Source organism: Cellulomonas endometrii (genome assembly GCF_949769265.1).
GTDB classification, from domain to species: Bacteria; Actinomycetota; Actinomycetes; order Actinomycetales; family Cellulomonadaceae; genus Cellulomonas; species Cellulomonas endometrii.
Genome location: NZ_CATKPC010000013.1, coordinates 76801 through 91474 on the forward strand (window position 1 = coordinate 76801; position 14674 = coordinate 91474).

Sequence of the window (14674 nt, forward strand, 5' to 3'; positions counted from 1 at the left end):
GTGCCGACCGGCCGGCTCGCGGACGCCCCGCGGTTCCACGCCGAGACCCCGGAGCAGTGGCGCGACTGGCTCGCCGCGCACCACGCGACCTCCGACGGGGTGTGGCTGGCCCGGTGGAAGCCCGCGACCGGCCGGCCGACGTTCGGCTACGAGGAGCTCGTGGCCGAGGCGCTGGCCGTCGGCTGGATCGACGGGCAGGCGTGGTCGCCGGACGACGAGGTCACGATGCTGTGGTTCACCCCGCGCCGGCCGGGGAGCGTCTGGTCGCGCCTGAGCAAGGAGCGGGTCGCGCGCCTGGAGGCCTCGGGGCGCATGCAGCCCGCCGGGGCGGCGGTCGTCGCGGCGGCGCAGGCGGACGGGTCCTGGACGCTGCTGGACGACGTCGAGGCGCTCGTGGAGCCGGACGACCTCACGGCGGCGCTCGACGCGCTGCCCGGGGCGCGGGCGCACTGGGACGCGTTCCGGCCGGGAGCCCGCAAGGCGGTGCTGCGCTGGCTGGCTGACGCGCGGCGGCCGGAGACCCGGGCCCCGCGGGTGGCCGAGGCGGCCCGGTCGGCCGCGGAGGGCGTGCCCGCCCGGCGGTGAGGGCGGTGAGGGCGGCGAGGGCGGTGCCGGCGCCGCGGTGACGGCGCCTCAGGCCCCCGGCGGGTCCGCGGACCGGTCCGCGTCGCCGACGCGCTCGCGCAGGTCCGCCACGATCCGCGCCTCCGCGTCGTAGTACGCCAGCCCCCAGTCGGCCACCATCGCGGGGTACCGGACCTCCTCGCGGTCCCCGAGCATCTCCCGGACGGCCTCGAGGTCCCGCCGGTGCTCCGCGAGCGCCGTCACGTAGTCGTCGAGCATCGTGCGGACGGTCTCCGGGTCGCTCAGGTGGCCCATGAGCAGCCGCAGGGCGACCGGGTGCTTGAGCACCGGGAAGTCCGCGGGCGTGCCGGTCAGCCAGTCCCGCAGCACCCGCTCGCCGTCGTCGGTGATGACGTACCGGGTGGTGCGCCGCCCGGCGGGAGCGCCCGCGTCCGGCTCGTCCTCGTGCACGGCTGCCGCGAGGCCGGCGCCCACCAGGCGCGTGACCTCGGAGTACACCTGGCTCATCGCGGGCGCGACCCAGTAGTAGCGCAGCGTCCGGTCCGCGCGCTGCTTCAGCTCGTAGGCCGTCACCGCCGTGTCCGTGCGGCCCGCGAACATCAGCAGGCCGAGCAGCGCGTACCCCGTCGGCGTGAGGGGGCCGGACCCCGGCCGCTCCGCAGATCCACCGGGGAAACCCATTGCCGTCGTCACAGGCGCCAACCTACGCTGGCCTCGACCCTGTTCCTAACAGGAATAGTCATCGAGCCGGACGAGGGGTGCACGCATGACGACCGCGATCGAGACCGAGGGGCTGGTCAAGCTCTTCCAGGACACCCGCGCCGTGGACGGGATCGACCTCCAGGTGGCCGCGGGCGGCGTGCACGGGTTCCTCGGACCCAACGGCGCCGGGAAGACCACCACCATCCGGATGCTGGCCACGCTGCTGCGCCCCGACGCCGGGACCGCCCGCGTCCTCGGCCACGACGTCGTGCACGAGGCGGAGGCGGTGCGCGGCAAGGTGGCGCTCACCGGCCAGTTCGCCTCCGTCGACGAGGACCTCACCGGAGTGGAGAACCTGGTCCTGGTGTCCCGCCTGCACGGGTACTCGCGCGCCGCCGCCCGGGCCCGGGCCGACGAGCTGCTGGACGCGTTCGGGCTCGCCGACGCCGCGGACCGGCAGGTCAAGAAGTTCTCCGGCGGCATGCGGCGGCGCATCGACATCGCCGCCAGCATCGTCGTCACGCCGGAGCTGATCTTCCTCGACGAGCCCACCACCGGGCTCGACCCGCGGAGCCGGAACCAGGTGTGGGACATCGTCCGCGCGATGGTGTCGTCCGGGACCACCGTGCTGCTCACCACGCAGTACCTGGACGAGGCGGACCAGCTCGCCGACCGGATCTCCGTCATCGACTCCGGCCGGGTCATCGCCGAGGGGACGCCCGGGCAGCTGAAGGGGTCGGTCGGGGCCAGCGCCCTGCACGTCCGGCTGATCAACCCCGACGACCGCCCCCGCGCCCGCGCGGTCCTGGAGCGCGCGCTCGGCACCGATGTGACCGACGACCCGGACCCGTCGGCCCTGACCGCGACCGTCGACTCGTCCGCGCCGGCCATGCGGGGCATCGCGGCGCTGGAGGCCACCGACATCCCGGTCGCGCAGTTCTCCCTCGGGCAGCCGAGCCTCGACGAGGTGTTCCTGGCCCTGACCGGCCACCCGGCCGAGACCACCGACGGCGCCGGGTCCGGCGACGCGACGCAGACGCAGACGCAGACGACGCAGGGGGCGGCATGAGCATCGACGACACCCGGTCCGCGACGGCCGGCACGACGACCGGCACGACGGGCACCGCCACCAGCGCCGCGTCGACCGCCGACGCCGTCGCCGCCGTCCGCGGCGTCCTCGCCTCGGGCACCCGGCCGGAGCGGCCCAGCGGCCTGACCACGTCGCTGACGTTCGGCTGGCGCGCGCTGCTGAAGATCAAGCACGTGCCCGAGCAGCTGTTCGACGTCACCGTGTTCCCGGTGATGATCACGCTGCTGTTCACGTACCTGTTCGGCGGCGCGATCGCCGGCAGCGTCGACGACTACATCCAGTTCCTGCTCCCCGGGATCCTGGTGCAGGGCGTCATCATGATCACGATGTACACCGGCGTCACGCTGAACACCGACATCGAGAAGGGCGTGTTCGACCGGTTCCGGTCCCTGCCGATCTGGCGGCCGTCCGCGCTGGTCGGGATGCTGCTGGGCGACGCCGTCCGGTTCACGATCGCGTCGACCGTCGTGCTCGCGCTCGGGCTGCTCATCGGGTTCCGGCCGGCCGGCGGCCCGGGCGGCGTGGTGGCCGGCGTGGCGCTGCTGCTGCTGTTCGCGTTCTCGTTCGGCTGGATCTGGACGTTCCTCGCCCTGGTGCTGCGCACCCCGAACGCGGTCATGGGCGTGTCGATGATGGTGATCACGCCGCTGACGTTCGGGTCGAACATCTTCGTCGACCCCTCGACCATGCCGAGCTGGCTGCAGGCGTTCGTCGAGGTCAACCCGGTCTCGGACCTGGTGACGTCGGTGCGCGGGCTGATGAACGACGTGCCCGTCGGCAGCGAGATCCTCACCGTGCTGGGCTGGAGCGCGGCGCTGGTGCTGGTGTTCGGGCCCCTGACGATGCGGCGCTACGCGCGCTGAGCCCCGCGTGCCGGGCGGGCCCGGGCGGCCGTTCGCGCGCCCGCCCGGCGTGGTTACGGTGGACGCCCGTCGTCACCGTCGCCCGAGGAGCCGTCCGTGTTCACCACCCGTCCCGAGATCGTCGGCACGCACGGCATGGTCGGCTCGACGCACTGGCTGGCGAGCGCCGTGGGCATGTCCGTCCTCGAGGCCGGCGGCAACGCGTTCGACGCCGCCGCCGCGGCCGGGTTCACGCTGCAGGTCGTCGAGCCGCACCTGAACGGGCCGGGCGGCGACGCGCCGATCATCGGGCACACCGCGCGGGACGGGCGCACCTTCGTCGTCTGCGGCCAGGGCCCCGCCCCCGCCGGCGCGACAATCGACGCGTACACGGGCCTCGGGCTGGACGTCGTGCCGGGGACGGGCCACCTGGCGGCGGTCGTGCCCGGGGCGTTCGGGGCGTGGCTGGACCTGCTGGCCCGGTACGGCACCCTGCCCCTGGCCGACGTGCTGGCGCCCGCGATCGGCTACGCCCGCGACGGGTACCCGCTGCTGCCGTCGGCCGTCCGGACCATCCGCACCGTCGGGCAGCTCTTCGCCGAGCACTGGCCGACGTCCGCCGCGGTGTACCTGCCGGACGGGCAGGTGCCGGAGCCCGGCGCCCGGTTCCGGAACCCCGCGCTGGCCGACACCTACACCCGCGTGCTGGCCGAGGCCGCGGCCGCCGGGGGCGACCGGCTCGCGCAGATCGAGGCCGCCCGACGGGCGTTCTACGAGGGGTTCGTCGCCGAGGCGATGGCCGACTACGTCCGCACGCCGGTGCTGGACTCCTCCGGCGAGGCGCACGCCGGCGTGCTGACCGGTGACGACCTGGCCGGGTGGCGGGCGACCGAGGAGCCGACCGTGTCCGTCGACTTCGCGGGCGTCCAGGTGCACAAGACCGCCGCGTGGGGCCAGGGCCCGGTGCTGCTGCAGCAGCTGCGGCTGCTCGAGGCGCTCGGCGTCGCCGACGCGGAGCCCGGGTCCGCCGACCTGGTGCACACGTCGCTGGAGGTGACCAAGCTCGCGTTCGCCGACCGGGAGGCCTGGTACGGCGACCCGGCCGACGGCGACGTGCCGCTCGACGCCCTGCTGTCGCGGGAGTACGCGGCGGAGCGGGCGCGGCTCGTCGGCCCGGACGCGTCCGACGACGTGCGGCCCGGCACCCCCGGCGGGCGTGCGCCGCGCCTGTCCGCGGTCTTCGGCACGCCCGCCGCCGACCCCGGCGGCGCGCCGGTGTGGCCCGGCCGGTACGAGGACGACCTGCCGGCCGGCGGGCCGGCCGCGGGCACCGGCGAGCCCACCCGCGGCCCGAGCGGCCCCGACGCGCTCGCCGTCGACGGGCCGGCGCTCGACGTGCGGCCCTCCGGCGAGACCCGCGGCGACACGTGCCACGTGGACGTCGTCGACCGCTGGGGGAACATGGTCTCGGTGACGCCGTCCGGCGGCTGGCTGCAGAGCTCCCCCGTCGTCCCCGGCCTCGGGTTCGGGCTGCCCACCCGCGCGCAGATGTTCTGGCTCGAGCCCGGGCTGCCGTCGTCGCTCGCCCCGGGCCGCCGCCCCCGCACCACCCTGAGCCCCGGCCTGGTGCTCCGGGACGGCGGCGGGTTCGCGTTCGGCACCCCCGGCGGCGACCAGCAGGACCAGTGGACCGTGCCGTTCCTGCTGCAGCACCTGCTGTTCGGGCTGGACCTGCAGGCGGCGATCGACGCCCCCGCGTGGCACTCCACGCACGTGCCGTCCTCGTTCCACCCCCGCACGAGCATCCGGCGCGGCGTCGAGGCCGAGTCCCGCCTGGGCGCCGACGTGCTGGCCGAGCTGGCCCGGCGCGGCCACGCCGTGCACGACGCCGGCCCGTGGTCGCTGGGCCGGGTCAGCGCCGCGGGCGTCCGCCCGGACGGCCTGCTGCACGCGGCGGCCAACCCCCGCGGCATGCAGGGCTACGCCGCCGGCCGCTGATCCCCCGGCCCGGTCCCTCGCCACTCGGGTTCTCTCGCGACGGCCCGGTGGGCACGAGAGGCACGTCACATCCCGCGCGGAACAAGTTGCCCTGCGCAACCGTTGTGATAGTTTGCCTGCTGCAACCAATGAAAGGACCGGCCCGTGCCCGCCGCCCCCGCGTACCGCGCGCTGATCGACGCGATCTCCCGTCTTCAGCGCGTCCAGCGTGAGGCGGCGACCGAGCTGGCGCGCGAGCTGGACTGCCCGCGCGCCGCGATGAGCCTGCTGTGGCTGCTCGACAAGCGCGGCGAGACCGGCATCGGGGACATCGCGCAGCTGCTGCACGTGGACATCTCGGTGGCCAGCCGGCAGGTCAGCACCCTGGTCGACTCCGGGCTCGCCGAGCGCACCACCCCGGACGGCCCCGGCACCGACCGGCGCGTCCGGACCGTGCGCCTCACCGAGCGCGGCCGGGAGTTCACCGCCGGCACCAGGCGGTCGATGGACGCGCGGGCGGCCGCGGTGTTCAGCGGGTGGACCGTCGAGGACCTCGAGCTCGCGACCGCCCAGATCGAGCGGGTCACCGACACCGTGTCCGGCCTCGTCGGCGCCCCGGTCGCCGCCGGGCTCGTCGCCACGGCGACCTGACAGACCCCCGGCCACGCAGCACCGGCCGGCACCAGCACGCGTCCCCGGGCGCGCAGCACCACCACCACCACGTCCCGCCGACGGCGCCGGGCACCGCACCACAGTCGAAAGCAGAGACACATGACCAGCACCACCCGGGCCGAGAGCCCCGCCGTCGCGAGCGGCGCCGACGCACCCGCGATGACCCACAGGCAGGTGATGGAGTCCCTCTCCGGGATCCTCCTCGGCATGTTCGTGTCCATCCTGGCCACGAGCGTCGTGTCGAGCTCCCTGCCGAAGATCGTCAGCGACCTCGGCGGCTCGCAGTCCTCCTACACCTGGGTCGTCACGGCGACCCTGCTCACCACGACGATCACCACCCCGATCTGGGGCAAGCTCGCCGACCTGGTGAACCGCAAGCTGCTCATCCAGCTGGCGCTCGCGATCTCCGTGATCTCCTCCGCGGCGGCCGGCTTCTCCCAGAACGTCGAGTTCCTGATCGGCATGCGCGCGATCCAGGGCATCGGCGCCGGCGGCCTGACGGCGCTGGCGACGGTCCTGCTCGCGGACATCCTCAGCCCCCGCGAGCGCGGCAAGTACATGGGCCTCATGGGCGGCATCATGGGCATCGGCATGGTCGGCGGCCCGCTGCTCGGCGGCGTCATCACCGACGCGATCTCCTGGCACTGGAACTTCTTCGTCGGCCTGCCGTTCGCGATCGCCGCGATCATCGTGCTCCAGCGGACGCTGCACCTGCCGCGCCTGCCCCGCAAGGTCGTGAAGATCGACTACTGGGGCGCCGGCCTGATCTCCGCCGGCATCGCGACGCTCCTGCTCTGGGTGACGTTCGCCGGCAACAGCTACGACTGGCTGTCCTGGCAGACCGCCGTCATGGTGATCGGCTCGCTGGTGATCCTCGCGGTCGCCTGCGTCGTCGAGACGAAGGTCGCCGACCCGATCATCCCGATGCACCTGTTCAAGAACCGCACCCTCGTCCTGTCCGTCATCGCCAGCGTCGCGGTGGGCGTGGCGATGTTCGGCACCTCGGTGTTCCTCAGCCAGTACATGCAGGTGGCGCGCGGCAAGACGCCGACGCAGTCCGGCCTGCTGACCATCCCGATGATCCTCGGCCTGTTCATCTCGTCGACCATCAGCGGGCGGCTGATCACCAAGTACGGCCGCTACAAGGGCTTCATGGTCGCCGGCGCGGCCACGCTGACCGTCGGCCTGGCGCTCATGGGCACCATCCGGTACGACACGAGCTTCGTCCTGGTCGGCCTGTTCATGTTCGTCATGGGCGCCGGCATGGGCATGCTCATGCAGAACCTCGTGCTCGCGGTGCAGAACACCCTGGACGTCACCGAGGTCGGCTCCGGCACCTCGACCGTCGCGTTCTTCCGCAGCCTCGGCGGCGCGATCGGCGTCTCGGCGCTCGGCGCGGTGCTCGGCTCCCGGATCACCACCCTCGTGACCGACGGCCTGACCGAGATCGGCATCGACCCGTCGGCCCTGGGCGGCGGCACCAGCGCCGTCCCGGACGTCTCCACCCTGCCGGAGCCGATCAAGACGATCGTCGAGTCGTCGTACGGCGAGGGCATCGCGGACCTGTTCCTCATCGCGGTGCCGCTGGGCGTCGTCGCGCTCATCGCGGTGCTCTTCCTCAAGGAGGTCCCGCTCGGCCGCCGCTCCGGCGTGGAGCAGCTGCTCGACCAGGAGCAGACGTCCGAGGCCGCCGTGGCCGAGGCCGGCACCCCCGGTGCGCAGCAGGCGGTGGGCCAGCAGGCCGACGCCGAGCTGCCCGAGGGCGACCCGGCCCGGGGCGCGCTCTCGGAGAGCACGCCGCGCGCCTGACGCGTCCCGCACGACCGGCACGACCCGCACCACCCCAGCGGCGCCCGACCGTCCCCGACGGCCGGGCGCCGCTGTCGTGCGCGGCGTCGTGCGCGGCGTCCTGCACCGTGTCGCGCACCACGGCGCGCGCCGTCCGGTCCGGCGCGCGCCGATCGCGTCGTCCCGCGCGCCCGCGTCGTCCACAATGGGCCCGTGGAGACCCCGACCGACGACCCCGTCGCCCGCATCGAGTCCGAGCTCGGGCTGCTGCTGCGGCGTGCGCGCGCCTCGTCGGAGCGCCTCGCGCGCCTGGTGCACCCGGACCTGGAGCCGTCGGCGTACCCGCTGCTGGTGCGGATCGAGCGGGAGCCGGGGGTGCGGGCGAGCGAGCTGGCCGAGCACATCGGCGTGGGGCGCGGCACGATGTCGCGCCAGCTGAGCCGGCTCGAGCAGCTGGCGCTCATCGAGCGGTCCCCGGACCCGGAGGACTCCCGCGGCCAGCTGATCCGGGTCACCGCGGAGGGCGCGCGCCGGGTGGACGCCGCCCGCGTGGCCCGCCGCGGCTACCTCGGGTCGGTGCTCGACGGCTGGTCGGACGACGAGCAGGCGCTGCTGGCGGAGCAGCTGCACCGGCTGAACGAGGCGATCGCCGCGTCGCCCACCCGCCCGCAGGAGGACTGAGCCGCCCGCCACGGCCCCCACGCGAGGCACGCGCCCGGGGACCCGGTGGCCTCAGCGCGTCAGAGCGCCCAGGTGAGCGCCCAGGTCGTCCGGCGGCGCGCCACCGCGGCGACGGCGTCCACCCGGCCGGTCGACCAGCGCGCGGCCATGGCCGTGAACACGTCGGGGACGGTGCCGTCGGCGATCACGAGCGCGTCGAACGGCGAGGGGTCGCGGACCTCGACCGGCCCGTGCACCACCAGGACGCCGCGCACGGCGACCGTCGACCCGACCGCGGTGCGCAGCAGCGACCCGGCGCGCGCGGCGGTGAGCCGCACGTCCCGGAGGTCCGCCACGCCGTGGCCGTCGACGCACAGGTGCCGGCCGTCCAGCACGAACCGCTCCGGCGTGCCGTCCCCGGCCGGGCGCTCGGCGACGGCGAACGCACCGGGAGGGCCGACCAGCAGGTGCGACACGACGGTGCCCTGGCGTCCGACGGGCACGTCGTGCAGGACGTGCCAGCCGTCGAGCACGAGCCGGTCGAGCCGCTCGCACAGGGTCTCGCGCAGGCCGCGGGGCTCGCCCTCGGGTCGCGGGCTGACCAGGTCGTCGGCGCGGTGCCGGCCGCGGGCCGCGGACTCGCGCGGCGCGGGCTCGGGGGCCTCCGCCGCGTCCGGGTCGCCGGGCCGCGCGCGGCGCCCGTGGGGCCGGGCCTCGGCGGCGGCCGCCGCGGCCACGGGGGCGGGTGCCTCGGGCAGGACGTCGGCCGTCGCGACCACGAGCTCCGGCACGTCGGCGCGGAGGTACGCCTGCGCGGCGGCGCGCACGGCGTCCTCCAGGCCGGGGCCCTCGAGGGGCAGCGCGTCGGCCTCCACGTCCACCTGACCGGTGGCCAGGTCGACGCTGCCGAGGGGGGCGCCGGTCTCGGCCGTGACGTACAACCGGTCGGCGCCGTAACGGCGCCACCGGCGGACGATCAGGGCCTGCTCCACGTCCGGGATATCGGCACGTCGGGCCCGACCCTGAAGCATCGGCGCTCCCCTCCCCCACATGGGGGTCAGCCTACGGTCGGCTCGAACGTCAGGCTGACGGAGTTCATGCAGAAACGGTCACCCGTCGGGGTCTGCGGCGCGTCGTCGAAGACGTGCCCCAGGTGCGACCCGCAGCGGGCGCAGCGCACCTCGGTGCGGACCATCCCCAGGCTGCGGTCCTCGATCAGCTCGACGTTGTCACCGGCGAGCGGCGAGTAGAAGCTCGGCCACCCGCAGTGCGAGTCGAACTTGGTGTCGGAGCGGAACAGCTCGTTGCCGCACGCCCGACAGCGGTAGACGCCCTCGCGCTTCTCGTCGAGCAGCGCGCCGGTCCACGGCCGCTCGGTGCCGGCGAGCCGCAGCACCTGGAACTCGGCGGGGTTCAGCTCGACCCGCCACTCCTGCTCGTCCTTGGTGACCTCGTAGGTCCTCTGCTCCGTCATCGCGGCACTCCTCTCACCCGGGCACCCCGGCCGGTCGGCCGCGGCGGTCCCGCGGCAGCAGAACGTCCCCGGGGGGCGCGGTGTTCCGCGGTGCCAGCGTGCCCCGTGCGCGGCCCGGCCGCCACACGCACGACGGGCGGCGCCGGCACCCGTCGCACGTGGCGAACGGGTGCCCGCACCGCCCGTCGGCGTGCAGCGTGCGTGGGCTACTGGGCCGCGCGGGCCCCGGCGGAACGGCCCTGGCCGCCGCGGTGCCGACGCCGGCCCTGGCCCTCGGCGGAGCCGCCGGAGCGGGCCGGGGCGCCGGAGCGGGCCGGGGCGCCGCCGGTGCGCGAGCCGCCGCGGTCGCCCGCGCCGCTCGAGGGGGCGTCGCCGCCGGAGCTCCACCGGACCATCGAGCCGCCGAGCGCGGGGACGCCCTGGCCGCGGCCACGGCCGCCGGAGCGCGCGCGCCCGCCGCCGTCCGCGGGGCGGGATCCGCCCTCGGCGGAGCGGGGAGCACCGGCACCGCCACGACCGCGGGACCCGCCCGCGCCGCCACGACCGGCACCCGCGGCACCCGCCGGGCGACCGGCACCGCGACCGCCGCCACCGCCGGCCGGACGCTGCCGGGCCGGGGCCTGGGCGACCGGGGCGGCCGGCGTGACCAGCGGCGCCACGTCGCCGACCAGCGCGGCCACGACGGACGAGCCGGGCGCGACGCGCTGCGGGGTGACGGTGATCTTCGCCTTGCGGGTCAGGTCCCGGACGTCGCCGGCCTGCTCGGGCAGCTGGACGGTGACGACGTCGCCGCCGGAGCCCGCCCGCGCCGTGCGGCCGGAGCGGTGCAGGTACGCCTTGTGCTCGGCCGGCGGGTCCACGTGCACGACGAGCTCGACGTCGTCGACGTGGATGCCGCGGGCCGCGATGTCGGTCGCGACCAGCACCTTGACGGCTCCGCTGGTGAACGCGGCGAGGTTCTTCTCGCGGGCGCCCTGGCCGAGGTTGCCCTGCAGGTCGACGGCGGGGATGCCGTCCTGCGTGAGCTGCTTCGCGAGCTTCTTGGCCTGGTGCTTGGTGCGCGTGAACAGCACCCGGCGGCCGGTGCCGGAGGCGAGCTCGCGCACGACCTCCTTCTTGGCGTCGGCGTCCGCGACCGCGAGCACGTGGTGCGTCATGGTCGACACCGGCGCGACCTCGGGGTCCACCGAGTGCGTCAGCGGCTTGTCGAGGTACCGCTTGACCAGCGCGTCGACGCCGTTGTCCAGCGTCGCGGAGAACAGCAGGCGCTGGCCGCCGCGGGGGGTGCGGTCGAGCAGGCGCTTCACGACGGGCAGGAACCCGAGGTCGGCCATGTGGTCGGCCTCGTCCAGCACGGTGATCTCGACGGCGTCGAGCGCGCAGAGGTTCTGCTTGATGAGGTCCTCGAGCCGGCCGGGGCAGGCCACGAGGATGTCGATGCCGGCGTTCAGCGCGGACACCTGGCGGCTCTGCGCGACGCCGCCGAAGACGGTGGTGCTGGTGAGGCCGGCGGCGACGGCCAGCGGCTCGACGGTCGCGTGGATCTGGGTCGCCAGCTCGCGCGTCGGCGCCAGGATCAGCGCGCGGGGGCGGGCCTTGGCGCGCTGCGGCTTGGAGTCCGCGAGGCGCGCCACGACGGGCAGCGCGAACGCGAGGGTCTTGCCGGAGCCGGTGCGGCCGCGGCCGAGCACGTCGCGGCCGGCCAGCGTGTCGGGCAGCGTCGCGGTCTGGATGGGGAACGGGTCCGTGATGCCGTTGCCCGCGAGGGAGCGTGCGAGGGCGGCGGGGACACCGAGGTCGGTGAAGCTGGGCATGTCGAGATCGCCTTTCCGGCGTCGGATGGGGTGCGTCCCGCGGACCCTGCGTACGGGGCGGCGACCGGCGCCGGCGGCTCGGTCAGGCGAGCGTCTGCTGGCGGCGCTGGGCGCCCTGCGTGCGCAGGACGTAGCGGAACAGCTCGTCCGTCTCCCGCGGGGAGGTCTCCGCGAACCGGCAGCCGTAGTGCGTGCCAGAGCGCGAGGGCTGGGCACGGACGACGACCGCCTGCAGCCAGAACGCGGCCGACAGCTCGGGGAAGACGAACCTCACCGTGCTGCCGGGGGGCAGCGCGGTCTGACTCATCATACGCATCCCGTGCGCCGAGACGTCGAGGACGGTGAACTTGAGCGGGATCTCCTCGCCCGCACCGGCGCCGTCGGCGGCCTCGTCGTCCCCCTCGTCACCGGCCGCGAGCACCGCGAAGCCCTCGCACTCGACCGTCACGGAGACCCGCGCGACGGCCCGCTTCTGCAGGGTCGACAGCAGCTCGACCCCGGTGAACGCGGCCGTGTCGGCGGTGACGCGCGCGCAGTCGCCCTGGTAGACGCACTCGCCGCGGACCTCGTCCAGCACCCGCAGGACGTACGTCTCCCCCTCCGAGACGCCGCGGACGATGTCCTCGGTGCCGACCCAGAGCACGCCGTCCTCGAACGTGCGGACGTAGCCGCTCAGGACGGTGGCGGCGTCGGTCTCGACGGAGCACAGCGCGAGCTCGTGCATGGGATCCATCCGTGGGGGGTGCGGCGGGGGCGGGGCGAGGGCTGCTGGAGGTTACCCCGGTGCCCGGCGCGCGGTCATGACCCGAACGGGTAGTGCCTGACGTGTCGTCGATGACCGGGGTGCCGGCACCCGCTTCCGGACGAACCCGACGAAACGCCCGGAAAGGATGATCTCGCCATATCCGGCATCGCGACCCTACTCTCAGCGCAGGTCGTCGAGCTCCCGGCGGCCTGCTTCCCTGCGAGCACGCGAGGCCCGAGCTGGCAACCGCACACCGCCGCTGGCCCCTGACCCGGTACTTCGCCGTCGTCAGTGTCGTCGCCATGCTCGCGCTCGGCGTCGCGCTCGTGCTGGTCACGTCGAACGTCATGCAGGCGCAGGCGCAGCGGGACGGCATCGCGCTGGCGCGCAGCATCGAGTCCTACGCGTCGCAGTCCGTGCCCGAGCAGGCGTTCACCGTCGGGGTGCTCGGCCCGGCCGAGTCGGCGGTCGTGACCGACCAGGTCGACGGGTTCCGCGAGCTGCGCCGGCTGCGCATCTGGACGGTCGACGGGACGCTGCTCTACGACTCCCAGGCCGACGCCACCGGCTTCCCCGACGGCGACCGGCTCGACGCCGCGACGCGTCAGCGCCAGCCGGTCGCCGAGGTCGTCACGGAGGTCCGCGGCGAGGAGTTCGGCGGCACGGAGACCACCCTGCTCGACGTGTACGTGCCCGTGCAGCACGAGGGCGTCGTCGTGGGGGCGGCCGAGGTGATGCTCGACTACCAGGGCACGTCCGACGCGGTGGCGGCCGCGACCCGCACCGTGACGCTCGTGGTCGTCGGCGGGCTGGTGCTGCTGTGGCTGCTGCTGTTCCGCACGGTGTGGAACGCGTCGCGCCGGCTGCAGTCCTCCGCGCTGGAGAACGCGCGGCTCGCCCTGCTGGACTCGCTCACCGGCCTGCCGAACCGGCGCATGCTCGCCGACCGGCTCGAGCGCGCCATCGGCGAGCACCGCGAGACCGGGTCCATCGTCGGGCTCGCGCTGCTCGACATCGACCGGTTCAAGGACATCAACGACTCGCTCGGGCACGACCGCGGGGACGAGCTGCTGCAGCAGGTCGCCGACCGCCTGCGGGGCGACCTGCGCGAGGAGGACGTCGTCGCCCGGCTCGGCGGCGACGAGTTCGCGATCCTGCTGCCGGACGTGCGGTCCGTCGCGGACGCCGACGCCGCGGCCCGGCGCGTGCGGCAGCTGTTCGTCCCGCCGTTCATGCTCGGGGAGCTCGCCCTGCACGTGGACACGTCGATCGGCGTGGCGTGCCTGCCCGACCACGCCGACGACGCCTCCTCGCTGATGCGCATGGCGGACGTCGCGATGTACACGGCCAAGACGCACAGGCTGGGGGTGTCCGTGTACTCCCCGGAGGAGGACGACTCCTCGCCCGCGCGGCTCGTGCTGCTCGGCGACCTGCACCGGGCGCTCGGCGTGGAGGACGAGCTGGAGCTGCACTACCAGCCGAAGATCGACCTGCGCACGGGGCGGACGGTCGGGCTCGAGGCCCTCATGCGCTGGCGGCACCCGACGCGCGGGATGCTGCCGCCCGACCTGTTCGTCCCGCTCGCCGAGCAGTCCGGCCTCATCCACGACCTCACCAGGTACGCGCTGCGCACGTGCGTCGCGCAGCTCGAGCGGTGGCAGGCCATGGGCGAGCCGGTGCCGGTCGCGGTGAACCTGTCGGCGCACGACGTCACCTCGCACGCCGTCGTCGAGGTCATCGAGGCGCTGCTGGCGGCGCACGACGTGCCGTCGGCGCTGCTCGAGGTCGAGATCACCGAGACCGCGCTGGTCAGCGACCCGTCCCGCGTCGTGCCGGTGCTGCAGCGGCTCGCCGACCTCGGGGTGCACGTGTCCATCGACGACTTCGGCATCGGCAACACCTCGATCTCCCAGCTGCGGGACCTGCCGGTGCACGGCCTGAAGATCGACCGGCTGTTCGTGGCCGACATGTCCGGCACCGGCCGCGAGGGCTCGGAGGTCATCGTCAAGGCGATGGTCGACCTCGCGCACTCGTTCGGGCTGCAGGTGGTCGCCGAGGGCGTGGAGGACTCCGCGACCGCGGAGGCGCTGCGCCGGCTCACCGTCGACCAGGCCCAGGGCTACCTCTACTCGCCCGCCGTGCCCGCCGACCGGCTGCGCGCCGAGGACCTGCCCCGGCACAACCCGGTGACCACCACCCCGTGACACCTCCGTGCCACCTCGTGACACCTCCGTGCGACACGCCGTCACACTCGTCACCCGAGAAACGGGCAGAACGCCTCAAGGTGCGCGACGATCTGACCGATACCACCCGTTAAGACCACTT

Annotated in this window: 13 protein-coding genes; 8 read left to right on the plus strand and 5 right to left on the minus strand. The window is 74.8% G+C overall.

Annotation, left to right across the window (positions count from 1 at the left end; genetic code table 11):
- Positions 1–585, plus strand: a complete 585-nt coding sequence (locus tag QNH85_RS14140) for a YdeI/OmpD-associated family protein (RefSeq protein WP_282947399.1) — start codon at positions 1–3, stop codon at positions 583–585.
- 48 nt (positions 586–633) lie between these two features.
- On the opposite strand, the gene QNH85_RS14145 is transcribed toward QNH85_RS14140, so the two are convergent.
- Positions 634–1278, minus strand: coding sequence for a hypothetical protein (locus QNH85_RS14145; RefSeq protein WP_282947401.1), 645 nt, complete (start codon positions 1276–1278; stop codon positions 634–636).
- 73 nt (positions 1279–1351) lie between these two features.
- Between QNH85_RS14145 and QNH85_RS14150 the strand changes: the two genes are divergently transcribed.
- From QNH85_RS14150 to QNH85_RS14175, 6 genes are all read left to right on the plus strand, one after another.
- Complete coding sequence (locus tag QNH85_RS14150; RefSeq protein ID WP_282947403.1) at positions 1352–2356, plus strand: ATP-binding cassette domain-containing protein; 1005 nt, start codon at positions 1352–1354, stop codon at positions 2354–2356.
- Positions 2353–3240 (plus strand): ABC transporter permease, encoded by an 888-nt coding sequence (locus QNH85_RS14155; RefSeq protein ID WP_282947405.1) that lies wholly within the window; start codon positions 2353–2355, stop codon positions 3238–3240. Before QNH85_RS14150 ends, QNH85_RS14155 begins: the two co-directional genes overlap by 4 nt.
- A 135-nt stretch (positions 3241–3375) precedes the next feature.
- Positions 3376–5217, plus strand: a complete 1842-nt coding sequence (locus QNH85_RS14160) for a gamma-glutamyltransferase family protein (RefSeq protein ID WP_282947474.1) — start codon at positions 3376–3378, stop codon at positions 5215–5217.
- Positions 5218–5361: 144 nt separating this feature from the next.
- A complete protein-coding gene (locus QNH85_RS14165) occupies positions 5362–5847 on the plus strand; it encodes a MarR family winged helix-turn-helix transcriptional regulator (RefSeq protein ID WP_282947407.1) in 486 nt (161 codons plus the stop codon).
- Positions 5848–5967: 120 nt separating this feature from the next.
- Positions 5968–7677 (plus strand): MFS transporter, encoded by a 1710-nt coding sequence (locus QNH85_RS14170; RefSeq protein WP_282947409.1) that lies wholly within the window; start codon positions 5968–5970, stop codon positions 7675–7677.
- A gap of 192 nt (positions 7678–7869) precedes the next feature.
- Positions 7870–8337 carry a MarR family winged helix-turn-helix transcriptional regulator gene (locus QNH85_RS14175; protein ID WP_282947410.1) on the plus strand — a complete coding sequence of 156 codons (468 nt, stop codon included), beginning with the start codon at positions 7870–7872 and terminating at the stop codon, positions 8335–8337.
- Between the two features lie 59 nt (positions 8338–8396).
- Here QNH85_RS14175 and QNH85_RS14180 read toward each other — a convergent pair whose 3' ends face one another.
- The 4 genes from QNH85_RS14180 to QNH85_RS14195 form a co-directional block, all read right to left on the minus strand.
- Positions 8397–9308: an NERD domain-containing protein gene (locus tag QNH85_RS14180; protein ID WP_282947412.1), complete on the minus strand. Its 912-nt coding sequence runs from the start codon at positions 9306–9308 to the stop codon at positions 8397–8399.
- A 65-nt stretch (positions 9309–9373) separates the two neighbouring features.
- Positions 9374–9790 carry a peptide-methionine (R)-S-oxide reductase MsrB gene (gene msrB / locus QNH85_RS14185; protein WP_282947414.1) on the minus strand — a complete coding sequence of 139 codons (417 nt, stop codon included), beginning with the start codon at positions 9788–9790 and terminating at the stop codon, positions 9374–9376.
- 206 nt (positions 9791–9996) lie between these two features.
- Positions 9997–11604 carry a DEAD/DEAH box helicase gene (locus tag QNH85_RS14190; RefSeq protein ID WP_282947416.1) on the minus strand — a complete coding sequence of 536 codons (1608 nt, stop codon included), beginning with the start codon at positions 11602–11604 and terminating at the stop codon, positions 9997–9999.
- Positions 11605–11686: 82 nt separating this feature from the next.
- Positions 11687–12328 (minus strand): PilZ domain-containing protein, encoded by a 642-nt coding sequence (locus QNH85_RS14195; protein WP_282947417.1) that lies wholly within the window; start codon positions 12326–12328, stop codon positions 11687–11689.
- Between the two features lie 323 nt (positions 12329–12651).
- On the opposite strand from QNH85_RS14195, the gene QNH85_RS14200 reads away from it, so the two are divergent.
- Positions 12652–14553, plus strand: a complete 1902-nt coding sequence (locus tag QNH85_RS14200) for a putative bifunctional diguanylate cyclase/phosphodiesterase (protein WP_282947419.1) — start codon at positions 12652–12654, stop codon at positions 14551–14553.
- Positions 14554–14674: the final 121 nt, after the last annotated feature.